The organism is Halorhodospira halophila, assembly GCF_016653405.1.
GTDB lineage: Bacteria > Pseudomonadota > Gammaproteobacteria > Nitrococcales > Halorhodospiraceae > Halorhodospira > Halorhodospira halophila_A.
The window spans coordinates 220084-236559 of the sequence record NZ_NHSN01000017.1 but is presented as its reverse complement, the minus strand read 5'-3'; the positions used below and the strand labels follow the sequence as shown (position 1 = coordinate 236559).

Here is a 16476-nt window from a genome sequence, read left to right as displayed (position 1 = left end):
CTCAGTGATAGCCTCCGCCGGCGCCGACCTTGCCGCGGAAGATCCAGTAGGTCCAAACCGTGTAGCCGACGATGATCGGCAGCAGGAAGAGGATCCCCAGCAGCAGGAAAAGCTGCGCCTCGGGGGCCGAGGCCGCATCGCGGAAGGTGATCTCCGGCGGGACCATGTACGGCCACTGGCTGGCGATCAGGCCCAGGTAGACGGTGACGAACAGGCCCAGGCCGGCCACGAAGGGCAGCATCTCAAGCCGACGACGAATCCCGTACCAGCACGCCGTCAGGGCCAGGAGACCGAGCAGGGGCAGCGGCCAGAGGACGGTCCACGCCTCCTGCCAGCGCTCCAGGATCCGCTCCGAGGTCAGCGGCGTCCAGATCGAGATGCCGAGCAGGCAGATCGCGAGCAGTACGATCAGCCAGGGCGTGACCCGGTAGAGCCACTGCTGGGTGGCGCCCTCGGTCTTGAGCACCCCCCACGCGGCACCGAGCAGCGCGTAGCCGATCACCAGCGAGACAGCAGTGAAGACCGTGAACGGCGTGAACCAGTCGAACGGCCCGCCGACGTAGGTGAAGCCCTCCACCTCGAAGCCCTGGATGTAGGTGCCGACCACGAAACCCTGGGCCGCCGCGGCGACAATCGAGCCACCGGCGAAGGCGGCGTTCCAGAACCAGCGCGTGCGCGAGGACTTGAAGCGGAACTCGAAGGCCACGCCGCGGAAGATCAGGCCGGCGAGCATCAGGAACACACCCAGGTAGAGCGCCGGCAGATAGATGGCGTAGACCGCCGGGAAGGCGGCCAGCAACCCGGCCCCGCCGAGGATCAGCCAGGTCTCGTTGCCGTCCCACACCGGGGCCACCGTGTTCATCAGGTCATCCCGCACCTGCTCACTGGGGGTGAACGGGTAGAGGATGCCCACCCCCAGATCGAAGCCGTCGAGCAGGATGTACATGAACACCCCGAGGCCGATGATCCCCATCCAGATGATGGTGATGTCGATCAGATCCATAGTGCTACCTCACCGCGAGCTGGTGGAGAAATCCGGGTCGTCGTCGAACGGCACGTCGGCTGCCGAGAAGGGCCGCTTGGCGTGCGCCGGCTCCTCCACGGAGCCCACCCCTTCCGGACCGGTGCGCACGATGCGCGTCACGTAATAGAGCCCGGCGGTGAAGATGACCGCGTAGACCAGCACGTAACCGATCAGGGTGGCCAGTGCCATCCACCCGGTCAGCGACGGGGTCACGCCCTCGGCCAGGGTCATCTGGCCGTAGATCAGCCACGGCTGCCGGCCGATCTCGGTGACGAACCAGCCGGTGAGCACCGCCACGAAGGGCAGCGGGATCATCAGCTGCAGGGTGTTGAGAAACGCCCGGCTCTCGAACAGGCGCCCGCGCATGCGCAGCCAGGCGCCCCACAGGGCGACCAGCAGCATCAACACACCGATGCCTACCATGATGCGGAACGACCAGAAGACGATCCCTACCGGCGGGCGCTCCTCGGCGCTGACCTCCTTGAGCCCGGGCACCTCGCCATCCCACTGGTGGGTGAGGATGAGGCTGGCCAGGTTGGGGATACCCACCGCCAGGTGGTTGGTCTCGGCGGTGGAGTCGGGGATGGCGAAGAGATAGAGCGGCGCCCCCTCGCGGGTCTCCCAGGCCCCCTCCATGGCGGCGACCTTGGTCGGCTGGTGCTCAAAGGAGTTCAGCCCGTGGATGTCGCCCATGAAGATCTGCGCCGGTGCGACCAGCAGCAGCAGCCACAGGGTCATGCTCAACGCCTTGCGGTTCATCTCCACGGCGCGGTTGCGCAGCAGGAAGTAGGCGCTGACGCCGGCGACGACGAAGCCGCCGGTCAGCAGCGAGGCCAGCGCCACGTGGCCGAAGCGCGGCCACAGCGAGGGGTTGAAGATCGCCTCGGCCCACGAGGTGACGTGGACGATGCCATCCCGGAACTCGAAGCCCTGCGGGGTCTGCATCCAGGAGTTGGCCGAGAGGATCCAGAACGAGGAGATGAACGTGCCGATGGCCACCATGCAGGCGGCAAACAGGTGCGTCCCGCGCGGGACCCGATCGCGGCCGAAGAGCAGGATGCCGAGGAAGACGGCCTCGAGGAAGAAGGCGGTGAGCACCTCGTAGGAGAGGATCGGCCCGAGGAAGTTGGCCGTGGCGAAGGAGAACTCGCTCCAGTTGGTGCCGAACTGGAAGGACATGACCACGCCGGAGACCACGCCCATGCCGAAGACCACGGCGAAGATCTTGATCCAGAACTCGGACAGCCGTCGGTAGACCGGGCTGTCGGTGCGATACCACAGCGCCTCGAGGACGGCGATGTAGGCCGCGAGGCCGATGGTGAACACCGGGAACAGGGCGTGGAACGAAACCACGAAGGCGAATTGCATCCGCGATAAGAGCAGCGGGTCGAGGGCTTCCATCGTTGCGGCACCTCCTGCCTGACAGCTGTATCCGACACCGCCGCGCGGTGCCGGCAGCGCCGATTGGGCGCTTGAATCAACGGAACCTTAACTAAAAGATTTCTAAATAACCACCCGTCCTTGGGCCGATGCAGCGGCGCCGGTCGGCCCTCAATGCGCCTGCTCCCAATCATCGCCAACACCGACCTCGACTTCCAAGGGCACGGACAGCATGCCGCCATCGGCCGCCGTCATCAGCCGGCGCACCTCGTCGCCGATGGTCGTCTCCTGCCCAGCCGGCACCTCCAGCACCAGCTCGTCGTGCACCTGCATGACCAGCCGGGCCTCGGGGAAGCGTTCGGCGAGCAGGGCATCGACATCGATCATGGCCCGCTTGATGACGTCCGCGGCGGTGCCCTGCATGGGAGCGTTGATAGCGGTGCGCTCGGCGTACTCGCGGCGCTGGCGGTTGCGGCTGTGAATCTCGGGCACGTGCAGGCGGCGACCGAAGACGGTCTCGACGAAGCCCTGCTCGCGCGCCTGCTCACGAGCGCGGTCCATGAAGGTGCGCACCCCCGGGTAACGCTCGAAATAGCGGTCGATGTAGGTCTGCGCCTCATCGCGGGGGATGCCCAGCTGACGGCCCAGCCCCCAAGCGGACATGCCGTAGATCAGCCCGAAGTTGATCGCCTTGGCGGCGCGGCGCTGCTCGTCGTTGGCCTCGGCGGTGGCGAAGACCTCGGCAGCGGTGGCCCGGTGGATGTCCTCGCCCTGCTCGAAGGCCCCCCGCAGCCCGGTATCGGCGGAGAGATGGGCCATGATGCGCAACTCCACCTGGGAGTAGTCGGCGGTGATCAGCCGGTGCCCCGGGCTGGCCACAAAGGCCTTGCGGATGCGCCGCCCCTCGGGCGTGCGCACGGGGATGTTCTGCAGATTGGGGTCCGAGGAGGAGAGCCGCCCGGTGGCGGCCACGGCCTGGTGGTAAGAGGTGTGCACCCGGCCGGTCTGCGGGTGGATCAGCTGCGGGAGCTTGTCGGTGTAGGTGGACTTGAGCTTGGACAGCCCACGGTGCTCCAGGATCAGGCGCGGCAGTTCGTGGCCTCGGGCGCTGAGCTCCTCGAGCACCGACTCGGCGGTGGAGGGCTGGCCCTTGGGGGTCCGCTGGATTACCGGTAATCCCATGCGCTCGAAGAAGATCTCCTGGATCTGCTTGGGCGAGCCGAGGTTGAACGCCTCGCCGGCCTCTTCGTGGGCGTGCTGCTCCACTTCCGCCATGCGCGCGGCCAGCTCCTCGCTTTGGCGCTCGAGCAGCCCGCGGTCAACGCGCACCCCGTGGCGCTCCATGCGCGAGAGCACGGGCAGCAGGGGCATCTCCAGCTCATTGAAGACCCGCAGCAGGCCCGGCTCCGCCTGCAGGCGGGGATGGAGCAGCCGGTGCAGGCGCAGGGCGATGTCGGCGTCCTCGGCGGCGTAGTGGCCGGCACGCTCGACGTCGATCTCGGCAAACGGCACCTGCCGGGCCCCCTTGCCGCAGAGCTCCTCGTAGCTGGTGACCTCGACGCCCAGGTACTTGCTGGCCAGCGAGTCCATGTCGTGACGGGTGGCAGTGGAATCCAGGACGTAGGATTCGAGCATGCTGTCATAGGCCACGCCGCGCAGCTCGATGCCGTAGCGGGCCAGGACGCTCATGTCGTACTTGAGGTTCTGACCGATCTTCTCGGGCTGCTCGGCCTCAAGCAGGGGCCGCAGCACCTCAAGCACCCGGTCGCGGTCCAGCTGCTCGGGGGCACCGGGGCCGCAATGGGCAACCGGCAGGTAGGCGGCCTGCCCCGGCTCGACGGCCACCGAGACACCGACGATGGCCGCGTCCATGTAGTTCAGGCTGTCCGTCTCCAGGTCGACGGAGAACGCCGGGGCGGCGCGCAGGCGCTCGACCCAGGTGTCGAACCCGTCGTCGTCGAGGACGATCTGATAGTCCGTTTCCGGGGCCTCCGGAGGGAGGCTGGCGCCCGTGCCATCGGCCGCGGCAGCAGCATCGCCGGCCTGGATTTCGGCGAGGAAGCGGCGCATGCCGTAGCGCCGGTAGAGCGCCGCGAGGGCTTCCCGATCCGGCGTCCGACGGACAAGGTCCTCGGGGGCGACATCGAGCTCCAGGTCGCAACGGATGGTGGCCAGGTCCACCGAGAGCGGCAGTTCGTCGAGATGGGCGCGCAGGCTCTCGCCGACCTTGCCGCGGATCTCGTCGGCGCGCTCGCGCAGCGCCTCTAGACTGCCGTAGGCATTGAGCCACTTGGCCGCGGTCTTCGGTCCGACCTTGGGGACACCGGGGATGTTGTCGGAGGTATCGCCCACCAGGGCGAGGTAGTCGCGGATCGCCTCCGGCGGCACGCCGAACTTCTCGCGCACGCCCGCCGGATCCAGCCGGGTGCCGCTCATGGTGTTGAGCAGGGAGACACGCTCGTCCACCAGCTGCGCCATGTCCTTGTCGGTGGTCGAGATGATCACCGGCCCCGGGGCACGCACCGCCAGCGTACCGATGACATCGTCGGCCTCAACCCCGTCCACCTCAAGCACGGGCACGCCGAGCGCAGCGATGATCTGCTTGAGCGGCTCGCGCTGGGCGCGCAGCTCGTCGGGCATGGGCGGCCGGTGGGCCTTGTACTGCTCGAAAAGCTCGTCGCGGAAGGTCCGGCCCGGGGCATCGAAGACCACCGCGAAGCGCGCCTCGGGCTCGTCGGCGAGCAGCTTGTGAAGCATGTTGACCACGCCGTAGAGCGCTCCGGTGGGCTCACCGTCGGCGTTGCTCAGCGCCGGCAGGGCGTGGAAGGCGCGGTAGAGGTAGGAGGAACCGTCCACCAGGACCAGGCGGTCGTCCGGTTGTGTCATGCAATCGCTCTCTGTGACTGTTGGCGGGCTACGCGGCTATGATAAAGGTTGCAGTCCCGGAGACGATCAACAGCCCAGCCACGGAGCCTTATGGACCCCAAGAACCCGTTCGCGCACCAGGAGCGCATCCCGCTCAACGGCGCCACGCTGACCCGTGAATCCTGGAAGATTTTCCAGATCATGGCCGAGTTCGTGGAGGGCTTCGAACGCCTTTCGTCGATCAAGCCCTCGGTGAGCATCTTCGGCTCGGCCCGCGTCGCCCCGGACCACCCCTACTACCAGTTGGCCGAGCGTGTTGCCCGCGAGGTCTCCGACGCCGGCTTCTCGGTGGTCAGCGGCGGCGGCGGCGGCATCATGGAGGCGGCCAATAAGGGCGCCCAGGCCGGGAAGTCGCCCAGTGTGGGGCTCAACATCCAGCTGCCGAAAGAGCAGGAGGCCAATGCGTACCAAGACATCGCCCTGCACTTCCGGCACTTCTTCTCGCGCAAGGTGATGTTCGTCAAGTACGCCTCGGCCTACGTGGTGTTGCCCGGCGGGTTCGGGACGCTGGACGAGCTGGCCGAGATCCTGACCCTGGTGCAGACCGGGAAGACGCCGCGCATCCCCATCATCCTGGTGCACAGCCCCTTCTGGGAGAAGCTGGTGGAGTGGTTCCAGGAGCGACTGGTGGCCGAGGAGGCCATCGACGCCGAGGACATGCACCTGTTCAAGGTCGTGGATACACCGGAGGAGGTGGTCACGGCCATCTTCGACCACTACGAAGACCGCGGCTTCCAGCCCTCCCGCGAGGAGCGGGAGATTCTGCTCGATCTCTAGAGGAAGGGTGGCCATGAGCAGCAGTCGGGGTGCGCCGGGTGCCGGGGGGCTGGTCCTGGCGGGGATGCTGGTGGCCACCACCGCCGGCGGCTTCGAGGCCGATGAACGGATCACGGTGACCCCGCCTCCCCCACCCGAGGGGCTGATCCGCGACGAACCGGATCTCGAGCCGACGGTGACCATCGTCGAGCGCGACTGGGCGGTCATCGAGGAGTACCGCATCGCGGGGCAGATTTACGCGGTACGCATCCAACCGGCGGTCGGCCCACCTTACCTGCTCTACGACACCACCGGAGACGGCGTACTTGACGGCAGCGGCGGTGAGCACGACCCGCTCGAGCCCCCGCGCACGCCGCTGTGGCGGCTGTTTAGCTGGTAGCCGGCTCCAGGCCGGCCCGGTCGGCGATCAACCACTTGGTGCCGGCCTCGTCGAAACGGACCTGCAGGCGGGCATTCGGGCCACTGCCCTCGCACTGGAGCAGGATGCCGTCGCCAAAGCGCGGGTGACGCACCCGGCTGCCCAAGCTCAACCCCGCCGGCGGTTGGTCCCCCGGCAGCGAGGGTCCGCTTGGGGCGGTGGCCGGCGGCGGCCCCCGGCGCACCGACATGCGCGGGCGCACCTCCTCCAGACCCTCTCCGGGCAGCTCGGTGAGAAAGCGCGACGGCCGGGCCAACTGGTCAACCCCGTGCAGGCGACGCTTCTCGGCGTGGGTCAGGATCAACCGCTGGCGGGCCCGGGTCATGCCCACGTAGCACAGCCGGCGCTCCTCCTCAAGCCGGCCGGGCTCCTCGACGGACATGCGGTGCGGGAACAGCCCTTCCTCCAGGCCCACCAGGAAGACCACGGGGAACTCCAGCCCCTTGGCCGAGTGCAGGGTCATCAGCTGCACGGAGTGCTCCCAGTCGTCGGCCTGCCCCTCGCCCGCCTCCAGGGCGGCGTGGCTCAGGAAGGCCGCCAGCGGGTCCTGGTCCTCCTCTTGGTCATCGCGCTGGGCAAAGGTGCGCGCCGCGGTCACCAGCTCGTCGAGGTTCTCCAGGCGGGCCTCGTCGCGTTCGTGGTAGCGGCGCAGCTCGGCGCGAGTGATGGCCTGCTCCACCTGCTCGTGCACCGGCCGGTGGGCGAGTTCCTGATCCAGGGTATCGATGAACGCCAGGAACTCGGACAGGGCGTTGCGCGCCCGGGCCGCCAGGGCCCGCCCGCCCGCCAGCTCGCGGGCGGCGCGCCACATCGAGACATCGCCCTCCCGGGCGGCATAGCGGACAGCGTCGACGGTCTTGGCACCGATCCCCCGGGGTGGGGTGTTCACCACACGCTCGAAGCTGGCGTCATCGTGGCGATTGGCCACCAGACGCAGATAGGCCAGGGCGTCCTTGACCTCAGCGCGCTCGAAAAAGCGCAACCCACCGTAGACGCGAAACGGCAGACGAGCGGCGTGCAGCTCGTGCTCCAGGGCGCGGGACTGGGCGTTGGAGCGGTAGAGGATGGCGAAGTCGGCGTGGCCGTGACCGCCATCTTCGATAAGCTGGCGGATCCGGTCCACCACCCAACGCGCCTCGTCGATCTCGTTGAAGGCGGCGTACAGGGTGATAGGCTCGCCGCTGCCCCCGTCGGTCCACAACTGCTTGCCGAGCCGGCCGGCATTGTGCTCGATCAGGCGGTTGGCCGCGTCCAGAATGGTGCCGGTGGAGCGGTAGTTCTGCTCCAGGCGCACGACCCGAACATCCCCCATCTCGCGCCGGAAGTGCTCGATGTTTTCCACCCGCGCGCCCCGCCAGCCGTAGATGGACTGGTCGTCATCGCCGACGACGAACAGCTCGGCCCGGGCGCCGGCGAGCAGCTTCAGCCACCGGTATTGCAGGGCGTTGGTGTCCTGGAACTCATCGACGAGGATATGCTCGAAACGACGTTGGTAGTGACCGAGCAGTTCGGGGTCGTCGCGCAACAGTTCGTAGGCGCGCAGTAGCAGCTCGGAGAAGTCCACCAACCCGCCCCGCCGGCACGCTTGCTCGTAGTCGTGATAGATCGCCAGCAGCTCTTGCTGATAGTCGCCGGCGGCCTCGGTCACGTCCGCGGGACGCTCGCCCTCCTCCTTGCGGCCGCTGATAAAGCCCCGCACCTGGCGGGGCGGAAAACGGGAGTCGTCGGTGCCGCGGGCGCGCAGGACCCGTTTGACCACCCGTAGCTGATCGTCGGCGTCGAGGATCTGGAAGCCCTCGGGCAACCCCGCACGCTGGGTGTGCTGGCGCAGCAGCCGGTGAGCGATGCCGTGAAAGGTGCCCACCCACATGCCGGCGGTGGCGATACCCAGCAGCTCGCCGATGCGGCCGCGCATCTCGCCGGCGGCCTTGTTGGTGAACGTGACCGCCAGGATCGAGAACGGCGAGGCGCCCTCGGCCTGCACGAGGTAGGCGGCGCGCCGGGTGAGCACGCGTGTCTTGCCGCTGCCGGCGCCAGCGAGCACCAGGGCTCGTCCCGGGGGCAGGCAGACGGCCTCGCGCTGGGCGTCATTGAGGTCTGTGGTCAGGCCATCGATCGGCATATCAGGCAGCAGGCAGGGTCTCGGTAGGATCCTGAAGGACAGGGGCGGTGCACATGCGTTCGACCAGCTCCCGGAAAGTGGGTTCTCGGGCGGTCCCGGCCCGCCAGTAGAGAGCCAGGTCGCGGCTGGGTACAGGCTCAGCGAATGGCCGGAGGCTGATGGCGCCGCGGTCCGGCCCGTGACGGGAGGCGCCTGCCGCCAGGGCCGGCAGCAGGGTGACCCCGACCCCGGCGGCCACCATCTGGCGCAGGGTCTCGAGGCTGGTGGCACGGAAAGCCGCCGCCTCACCGACGTCGTTGCGCCGGCACAGCTCCAGGGCCTGTTCGCGCAGGCAGTGCCCCTCCTCCAGGAGCATCAGCTCGGTCTGCTGCAGATCGCTGGTGTGGACCGGTTCCGGATGGTCCAGCGCGTGGCCACGGGGCACGGCTAGGTAGAACGGCTCGTGACACAGTGGCGCCGAGACCAGGTCGTCACCGCCGATCGGCGATGCAAGGATGGCACCGTCGAGGCTGCCGGCACGCAGCTGATCGAGCAGCCGCTGCGTCAGGTCCTCGCGCAGGTGCAGGCGCAGGCGGGGAAAGGTCTGCGCCAGATCCGGGATGACGTGGGGCAGCAGGTACGGTCCGACGGTGGGGATCACCCCCAGGCGGACATCACCGGTCATCGGCTCGGCCTGGGCACGGGCCACCTCGACCATGTCGTCGACGGCGCTGAGGATCCCGCGGGCCCGCTCCGCCAGCCGCTCACCCAGCGGCGTGAGCAGCACCCGCCGGCGATTGCGCTCGACCAGCTGGACTTCCAGGTACTCCTCGAGCTTCTTGAGCTGCGTGGAGAGCGTCGGCTGGCTGACGTAGCAGGCACGCGCCGCTCGCCCAAAATGCCGGTGCTCGGCCACGGCGACCAGATAGCGGAGGTCGCGCAGGTTCATACAACGGGTCCTGTCATTCGACGGTGACCGACTTGGCCAGGTTGCGCGGCTTGTCCACGTCGGTGCCCCGCAGGACCGCCACGTGGTAGGCGAGCAACTGCAGCGGGACAGTGTGGATCACCGGCGAGATGGCCTCTGGGCCGGCAGGCACTGGGAGGACGTGGAAACCACGCGCGGAGCGCAGGGCGGCGGCGTCGTCGGCGAAGACGAACAGACGCCCGCCACGGGCGCGAACCTCCTGGAGGTTCGAGTGCAGTTTGTCGAGCAGATCGTCCCGAGGGGCGACCGCCACCACGGGCATGCCGTCGTCGACCAGGGCCAGGGGGCCGTGCTTGAGTTCGCCGGCGGGGTACGCCTCGGCGTGGATATAGGAGATCTCCTTGAGCTTGAGCGAGCCCTCCAGCGCCACGGGGTAGTGAGCGCCACGGCCCAGGAAGAGGGCGTGGGCACGGTCGACGAACTGCTCGGCCAGCTCGGCCACCTGGGGCTCGATGGCCACGGCGCGCTCCAGGGCGCCGGGCAGCTGCACCGCGGCCCGGACCAACTCCTGCTCGGCCTGCGGGCGGCCGCGGCGGCGGGCAAAGGCGCCGACCAGCAGCAACAGGGCGGTCAGCTGGGTGGTGAAGGCCTTGGTCGAGGCGACGCCGATCTCGGGCCCGGCCCGGGTCAGCAGGGTCAGGTCGGCCTCGCGCACCAGCGAGCTCTCGGGGACGTTGCAGATGGCCATCACCCCGCCGTAACCCAGCCGGCGCGACTCGCGCAGCGCGGCGAGTACGTCGGCGGTCTCGCCGGACTGAGAGATCACCACCACCAACGTGCCCGGCGGGACGGCGTGGGCCCGATATCGGAATTCGCTGGCCACCTCGACATCGCAGGGCAGCCCAGCGTAGGTCTCGGCCCAGAAACGGGCGATCAGCCCGGCGTGGTACGAGGTGCCGCAGGCGACGATCTGCAGACGCTCGGCCTGGTCGAGGAGCTGTTCGGCGCCGGGGCCGAACGCCGCCTCGAGGACGCGGCCGTCCGCGTGGCGGCCTTCCAGGGTCTCGGCCACCGCCGCCGGCTGCTCGTGGATCTCCTTGAGCATGAAGTGACGGTAGCCGCCCCGCTCCACCGACTCGGCACTGAGCTCGGAGGTGCGCACCGGTCGCTCGACCGGTCGCCCCTCGGCGTCGTAGATGGTGACACCGTCCCGCGAGAGGTCGGCGAGATCGCCGTCCTCGAGGAAGATGAACTGACGGGTTACCGGCAGCAGCGCCGCCACGTCCGAGGCGACGAAGTGCTCGCCGATACCCACACCAATCACCAGGGGGCTACCGCGCCGGCAGGCGATCATCCGTCCTGGCTCGCGGGCGGAGACCACAGCGAAGGCGTAGGCGCCCTCGAGCTCCGGCAGCCCGCCCCGTACCGCCTCGAGCAGATCGACGCCGCCGCGGGTGTGGCGGTCGGCGAAAAGGGTGACCGCGACCTCGGTATCGGTCTCCGACTGAAACTCGTAACCAGCGGCGAGCAGCTGTTCGCGCAGCCGCTCGTGATTCTCGATGATGCCGTTGTGGACCAGGGCCACCTCGCCGGCGGCGGTGTGCGGGTGGGCGTTGATGTCGTTGGGGACACCGTGGGTGGCCCAGCGCGTGTGGGCGATGCCGGTGCCGCCGGCCGGCAGCCGGGGCTCGAGTGCGCTGGCCAGGTCATCGACCCGGCCGGCGACCCGGGTCCGCGACAGACGGCCGTCGGGATCGATAACAGCCATTCCGGCGGAGTCGTACCCCCGGTACTCCAGACGCCTCAGGCCTTCCAGCAGGACCGGGGCCACGTCTCGCTGCGCGCAGGCACCGACGATTCCGCACATATCAGCGAATCCAGATGCCCTGCTCGTTGGGCACGAGCAGCACCGAACAGGGGCAATTGCGGCAGACCTGCTGCGCCGTGCTGCCCAGGGCGAGGTCACGCCCGGGGCCGTCACCGCGCTTGCCCACCACGACCATGCTGCTGCGCTCCTTCTCGGCGACGTTGCGGATCACCCGCGACGGGGTCCCGGTCTCCAGCCGGGTCGTGACCTCGATGCCCCGCGCCTCGGCCTGCTCGGCAAAGTGCTGCAGGCGCTCCTGGCCCTCGGTCCGGGTGTCCTCGTCGGTGACGTGCAGCACGGTGAGCGCACCGGTGTGCTCGCCGATATCCTGGGCCAGGGCCTGGGCCGCGGCAGCCTTTTTGGAGAAGTCGGTGGCCAGCATGGGCCGCTGGAACGTCTCGCCGTGGCCGAAGGTATTCGGGTCCGGGGCGATGCGCTCCATGAGCACCGGCAGCGCGGTCTGCCGGGCGAGTTCGAGGACCGTGGAGCCGTGATAGAACTCGCGCAGCAGCCCCTCGCCGCGCGAGCCGAGCAGGATCAGCTGCGCGCCGTAGCCGCGGCCGATCTTGGCGAGCTCCGGCGCGGGGAAGCCGATCGGCTGCTGGATGTCGACCTGGTAGCCGGCCGCCTGGAGGTCTGACTGCTTCTGGGCCAGACGCCGACGGGCCTCGGCGCGATGGCTCTCGCTGAGATCGTCCGGGTCATCGATGCGCAGGACATCGACCAGCGTAAACTGCTTCGCCCCGAACTTGTGCAGCTCACCGATGGCATCGAGCAGGGGCTGGTAGGGGGACTCGAAGTGCACCGCAACGACTGTGTGGTCGAACATGCTCGCTCCTTACTCTTCCTTGGCACCGTCGGACGCCGGCGTGGCATCGCTATCATCGGGAGGTCCGCGACGACCCGTCAAGCCGGGATGTTGCCAGCCGGGGATGGTCCGGGCGCGGCTGCGCGCGACGGTCAGGGCGTCGGCCGGCGCGTCGCTGGTCAACGTTGTTCCGGCACCGATGGTCGCCCGGTCACCCACCTGGACCGGGGCGACCAGCTGGCTTCCCGAGCCGATGAAGGCGTCGTCGCCGATCCGCGTGCGGTGTTTGCGGGCACCGTCGTAGTTGCACGTGATGGTCCCCGCGCCGAGATTGGCCCGGGCCCCGACCTCAGCATCGCCGACGTAGGTGAGGTGATTAGCCTTGGCCCCGGGACCCAGACGAGCCGCCTTGGTCTCGACGAAATTCCCCACCCGGGCGCCCTCCTCGAGCACGGTCCCGGGACGGAGATGGGCGAAGGGGCCGATCCGGCACCCGGGGCCGATCCGGGCCTGCTCGATGACAGTATAGGGTCCGAGGCGCGCCCCGTCCTCGACAACGCAGTCCCGGAGCACGGTGCCCTGGGCGATGTGCACGTTGTCGCCGAGCGCCACCTCGCCTTCCAGGGTACAGTCGGGGTCGATGGCGCAGTCGGTGCCGAAGCGCACTTGACCGCGCAGAGTGAAACGCTCGGGGGCCACCAGACGCAGGCCTCCGCGCAGCAGCCGCCGGGCCTCGCGGCGCTGGTACGCCTGCTCGACTTCCGCGAGCTGGACAAGGTCGTTGATGCCGCTGGCCTCGCCGGGGTCCGCAGTGAACCGGGCGAGCACCGGGACGCCGTCCGCGACAGCAGCGGCCACCGCATCGGTCAGGTAGTACTCCCCCTGGGCGTTGTCCGCCGACAGGGCTGCCATCCAGCGGCGCAGGTCGGCGGCCGGAGCCGCCATAAGCCCGGTATTGATTTCATCTACGCCCCGCTGCCCCGGGTCGGCGTCCTTCTCCTCGACGATCGCCACCACGCCCCCGGCTGCATCGCGGATCACGCGCCCGTAGCCGGTGGGATCGGGCACCCGGGCGGCCAGCAGCTCCAAGCCGTGGCCGTCCACCAGCGGCTCGAGGGTGGCCGGGGTAACCAGCGGGACATCGCCGTAGAGGACCAAGACCCGATGATCATCGGGGATCTGCGGTAGGGCGCAGGCGACCGCGTGGCCGGTGCCAAGCTGCTCGGGCTGCTCGACCCAGTGCACCGGATAGTCGGCGTGCGCCGCGGCGACCTCCTGGCCGCCGTGACCATAGACCACGTGCACCTGCTCCGGCCCCAAGGCGAGGGCCGTATCGAGCACGTGGGAGAGCAGGGAGCGCCCAGCCAGCGGCTGCAGCACCTTAGGCTGGGCCGAACGCATGCGGGTCCCCTTGCCCGCAGCCAGTATGACCACGGCAACAGGTGCCCGCATGGTCGGTTCCTCCGTTCGCGTCAGCGCTTGGCCCGCTTGCGCAGGCTCTCGAGGGTTCTCAGCTGCGCCATGGCTTCGGCAAGCTCCGCCTGGACGGAGCTGTAATCCACCTCGTCCTTCTGCTCGCGGAGCTTCTCCTCGGCCCGCCGCTTGGCCTCCAGGGCCGCGGCCTCGTCGATGTCACGTGCACGCACTGCGGTATCGGCGAGTACCGTCACCTTGTGCGGCTGGACCTCGAGCAGGCCCCCGGAAGCGTAGAAGAAGAATTCCTCTTCGTCGCCCTCCGGGGTGATGCGCAGCTCACCCGGACGCAGCCGGGTCAGCAGCGGGGCGTGACGCGGGGCGATACCCACGTCACCCTCGGCCGCCGGCGCAATGACCATGCTCGCCTGGCCGGCGTACAGCTGCTCTTCAGCACTTACGATGTCGACTTGGAGCGTGCTCATGGCACCCCCGGATTACAGGTTCTTGGCCTTCTCGGCGGCCTCTTCGACGGTACCGACCATGTAGAACGCCTGCTCGGGCAGGTGGTCGTACTCGCCGTCGATGATCGCCTTGAAGGACGCGACGGTGTCCTTCAGCGGGACGTACTTACCGGACATGCCGGTAAACACTTCCGCCACGAAGAACGGCTGGGACAGGAAGCGCTGGATCTTCCGCGCCCGGGAGACGGTGAGCTTGTCCTCCTCGGAAAGCTCGTCCATGCCCAGGATCGCGATGATGTCCTTGAGCTCCTTGTAACGCTGCAGGACACCCTGGACCCCGCGGGCGACGTCGTAGTGCTCCTGGCCGATGACCAGCGGGTCGAGCTGGCGCGAGGTGGAGTCCAGCGGATCGACCGCCGGGTAGATACCGAGCTCGGCAATCTGGCGCGAGAGCACGATGGTCGCGTCCAGGTGAGCAAAGGTCGTCGCCGGCGCCGGGTCGGTGAGGTCGTCGGCCGGAACATAGACCGCCTGCACCGATGTGATGGAACCGGTCTTGGTGGAGGTGATGCGCTCCTGGAGCTTGCCCATCTCCTCGGCCAGCGTCGGCTGGTAGCCGACTGCCGACGGCATGCGGCCGAGCAGCGCGGAGACCTCCTGGCCGGCCAAGGTGTAACGGTAGATGTTGTCGATGAACATCAGCACGTCACGCCCCTCGTCGCGGAAGTACTCGGCCATGGTCAGGCCGGTCAGCGCGACGCGCAGGCGGTTACCCGGCGGCTCGTTCATCTGGCCGTAGACCAGCGAGACCTTGTCGAGGACGTTGGAGTCCTTCATCTCGTGGTAGAAGTCGTTGCCCTCGCGGGTGCGCTCGCCGACACCAGCAAAGACGGAGTAACCGGAGTGCTCCACCGCGATGTTGCGGATCAGCTCCATCATGTTGACCGTCTTGCCGACGCCGGCGCCGCCAAACAGGCCGACCTTGCCACCCTTGGCGAACGGGCACAGCAGGTCGATGACCTTGATCCCGGTCTCAAGCAGCTCCTGGCCGCCGGACTGGTCCTCGTAGGTCGGCGCGTTGCGGTGGATCGGCCAGCGCTCCTCGGTCTTCACGTCGCCGGCCTCGTCCACCGGCTCGCCGAGGACGTCCATGATGCGCCCCAGGGTCCCCTGGCCGACCGGCACCGAGATCGGGCCGCCGGTGTTCGAGACTTTCTCCGAGCGCGTCAGGCCGTCGGAGGACCCCATGGCGATCGTGCGGACGACGCCGTCGCCCAGCTGCTGCTGGACCTCGAGGGTCAGGCCCCGCTCGTCGACCACGAGGGCGTCGTAGATCTGCGGCACCTGGTCACGCGGAAATTCCACGTCGACCACTGCACCAATCACCTGAACGATCTTTCCAGCGCTCATTCGGATCCCCTCAGATAGCTTCTCGCGGGCCGCGCAGGCCCGCCGTTGATATTGGAAATCGGTATTAGCCCGAAACGGCCTCGGCGCCCGAGACGATCTCGGTCAGCTCCTGCGTGATCGCCGCCTGGCGGGCCTTGTTGTACGTGATCTGCAGGTCGTCGATGATCTCCGCGGCGTTGTCGGAGGCGCTCTTCATCGCGATCATTCGCGCTGCCATCTCGCAGGCGATGTTCTCGACCACGCCCTGATAGACCTGGGACTCGACGTAGCGGCGCAGCACATCATCCAGCAGCGAGGCAGCGTCCGGCTCATAGATGTAGTCCCAGTTCTCGAGCATTTCCTCCTCGCGAACCGGCTCGACCGGGATCAGCCGCTGGACCTGCGGCCGCTGGGTCATGGTGTTCACGAACTGGTTGCTCACCAGGTTCACCCGGTCGATGGTGCCGTCCACGTAGGCGTCGAGCAGGACCTTGATCGGCCCAATCATCTGCTCGAGCTTCGGGCGGTCGCCGATGTCGCGGACCTCGGCGGGGATCTCGACCCCGGTGCGCTCGAAGAAGCCGATGCCCTTGGCGCCGATGGGCACGACCTGGGCGCCGACGCCCTGCTCCTGCCAGCCCTTGAGGTCGTTGATCGCCGCCTTGAACAGGTTGACGTTCAGACCCCCGCACAGACCGCGGTCGGTGGAGACGACGATGTAGCCGACGCGCTTGACCTCGTCGCGCTCGACCAGAAACGGATGGCGGTAATCCGGATTGGCGTGGCCGAGGTGGCCGATGACCTGCCGGATTTTTTCGGCGTACGGCCGCGTCGCCTCCATACGCTCCTGGGCACGCCGCATCTTCGATGCGGCGACCATCTCCATCGCGCTTGTGATCTTCTGCGTGTTCTGAACGCTCTTGATCTTGGTCTTTACTTCTTTCGCCCCGGCCATGCCGTCACCTATGTGTCGTTAAGGGGC

General features: G+C 68.4%; 13 protein-coding genes. 2 read left to right on the top strand and 11 right to left on the bottom strand.

Annotation, left to right across the window (positions count from 1 at the left end; all coding sequences use genetic code 11):
* Nucleotide 1: 1 nt before the first annotated feature.
* From CCR79_RS07070 to polA, 3 genes are all read right to left on the bottom strand, one after another.
* Nucleotides 2-1003, bottom strand: coding sequence for a cytochrome d ubiquinol oxidase subunit II (locus CCR79_RS07070; RefSeq protein WP_201170275.1), 1002 nt, complete (start codon nt 1001-1003; stop codon nt 2-4).
* 9 nt (nt 1004-1012) lie between these two features.
* Nucleotides 1013-2425 (bottom strand): cytochrome ubiquinol oxidase subunit I, encoded by a 1413-nt coding sequence (locus CCR79_RS07065; protein WP_201170273.1) that lies wholly within the window; start codon nt 2423-2425, stop codon nt 1013-1015.
* Nucleotides 2426-2575: 150 nt separating this feature from the next.
* Entirely contained in the window at nt 2576-5290 is a 2715-nt protein-coding gene (gene polA / locus CCR79_RS07060; RefSeq protein WP_201170271.1) for a DNA polymerase I, read from the bottom strand.
* A 90-nt stretch (nt 5291-5380) separates the two neighbouring features.
* Between polA and CCR79_RS07055 the strand changes: the two genes are divergently transcribed.
* Both CCR79_RS07055 and CCR79_RS07050 read left to right on the top strand, forming a co-directional pair.
* Nucleotides 5381-6106 (top strand): TIGR00730 family Rossman fold protein, encoded by a 726-nt coding sequence (locus tag CCR79_RS07055; protein ID WP_201170269.1) that lies wholly within the window; start codon nt 5381-5383, stop codon nt 6104-6106.
* A 13-nt stretch (nt 6107-6119) separates the two neighbouring features.
* Nucleotides 6120-6485, top strand: coding sequence for a DUF2782 domain-containing protein (locus CCR79_RS07050; protein WP_242510847.1), 366 nt, complete (start codon nt 6120-6122; stop codon nt 6483-6485).
* Here CCR79_RS07050 and uvrD read toward each other — a convergent pair.
* The 8 genes from uvrD to atpG form a co-directional block, all read right to left on the bottom strand.
* A complete protein-coding gene (gene uvrD, locus CCR79_RS07045; RefSeq protein WP_201170267.1) occupies nt 6475-8646 on the bottom strand; it encodes a DNA helicase II in 2172 nt (723 codons plus the stop codon). The genes CCR79_RS07050 and uvrD overlap by 11 nt on opposite strands.
* Before the next feature lies 1 nt (nt 8647).
* Entirely contained in the window at nt 8648-9574 is a 927-nt protein-coding gene (locus CCR79_RS07040) for a LysR substrate-binding domain-containing protein (RefSeq protein WP_201170264.1), read from the bottom strand.
* Nucleotides 9575-9587: 13 nt separating this feature from the next.
* Nucleotides 9588-11420 (bottom strand): glutamine--fructose-6-phosphate transaminase (isomerizing), encoded by a 1833-nt coding sequence (glmS, locus tag CCR79_RS07035; protein ID WP_201170260.1) that lies wholly within the window; start codon nt 11418-11420, stop codon nt 9588-9590.
* 1 nt (nt 11421) lies between these two features.
* Nucleotides 11422-12249: a universal stress protein gene (locus CCR79_RS07030; protein ID WP_201170258.1), complete on the bottom strand. Its 828-nt coding sequence runs from the start codon at nt 12247-12249 to the stop codon at nt 11422-11424.
* Between the two features lie 9 nt (nt 12250-12258).
* Nucleotides 12259-13680: a bifunctional UDP-N-acetylglucosamine diphosphorylase/glucosamine-1-phosphate N-acetyltransferase GlmU gene (gene glmU, locus CCR79_RS07025; protein ID WP_201170255.1), complete on the bottom strand. Its 1422-nt coding sequence runs from the start codon at nt 13678-13680 to the stop codon at nt 12259-12261.
* Nucleotides 13681-13700: 20 nt separating this feature from the next.
* Nucleotides 13701-14126: a F0F1 ATP synthase subunit epsilon gene (locus CCR79_RS07020; protein ID WP_011815214.1), complete on the bottom strand. Its 426-nt coding sequence runs from the start codon at nt 14124-14126 to the stop codon at nt 13701-13703.
* Between the two features lie 12 nt (nt 14127-14138).
* Complete coding sequence (gene atpD / locus CCR79_RS07015) at nt 14139-15515, bottom strand: F0F1 ATP synthase subunit beta (protein ID WP_201170253.1); 1377 nt, start codon at nt 15513-15515, stop codon at nt 14139-14141.
* A gap of 64 nt (nt 15516-15579) precedes the next feature.
* Nucleotides 15580-16449 carry a F0F1 ATP synthase subunit gamma gene (gene atpG / locus CCR79_RS07010; protein ID WP_011815216.1) on the bottom strand — a complete coding sequence of 290 codons (870 nt, stop codon included), beginning with the start codon at nt 16447-16449 and terminating at the stop codon, nt 15580-15582.
* Between the last annotated feature and the right edge of the window lie 27 nt (nt 16450-16476).